The 663-nt window shown below is 59.9% G+C and carries 1 protein-coding gene and 1 pseudogene; one reads left to right on the top strand and one right to left on the bottom strand.

Translation table 11 applies throughout. The annotated features are described in order from the left end of the window. A partial coding sequence (locus AUR66_RS19720) for a DsrE/DsrF/DrsH-like family protein (protein ID WP_197409891.1) occupies positions 1–340 on the top strand: 340 nt, incomplete at its 5' end. A 90-nt stretch (positions 341–430) separates the two neighbouring features. Here the strand turns inward: AUR66_RS19720 and AUR66_RS19725 are convergent. Then, positions 431–652, bottom strand: a pseudogene (locus tag AUR66_RS19725) (N-acyl homoserine lactonase family protein); the annotation flags it as partial. Positions 653–663: the final 11 nt, after the last annotated feature.

The following is a 663-nucleotide window of genomic DNA, read 5'->3' on the forward strand; positions in this document are numbered from 1 at the left end:
GGGCCTCGACATCCTCCACGAGGAGAAGTCGAAGAACCTCAAACTCAGCGCAATCGGCAACCCGAGCATGCCGATGCCCAACGCAGTCGCCGCGTTGCCCTTCATGGACAACGTCGCGACGAGCATGATGGAGAAGAAGATCAAAGAAAACGGGACTGCGACCGTCGAGGAACTCATCGAGACGTCTCTCGACATGGGCGTAGACCTGCAGGCGTGTCAGATGACCATCGAACTGATGGGCTACGACGAAGACGCGTTCTACGACGGTGTCACCACCGGCGTGGGTGCGGCGACGGCACTCCAGCACATGGCTGAGTCCGACGTCCAGCTCATGATCTAATTCGAAGCGACTCGCAACCAACCTCCCACCACCACCACCACCACCATACTCCCCCTCGAGATGCTGAGAGGTGCGCTCCCCTGCACCTGCTCAGACGTTCCACCCCTTCTCGAAGGAACGGAACCGGTCGAGGTCGTGTCCGAACAACACGTCTGCGCCGGTCTGCCGTTCCATCTCTTTGATCTTCTGGAGACTGTCGAACCAGTGACGGTCACTCCAGAGTAACCCCGGACCGAGTGGCACCTCGTCCGTGTAGTTCCCCTCGACGTAGCACTCGTCACCAGCGATGAGCACGTCGCCCGCGGGCGTCTCGAATTAGATCA

The organism is Haloferax profundi, from assembly GCF_001469865.1.
Classification (GTDB): domain Archaea; phylum Halobacteriota; class Halobacteria; order Halobacteriales; family Haloferacaceae; genus Haloferax; species Haloferax profundi.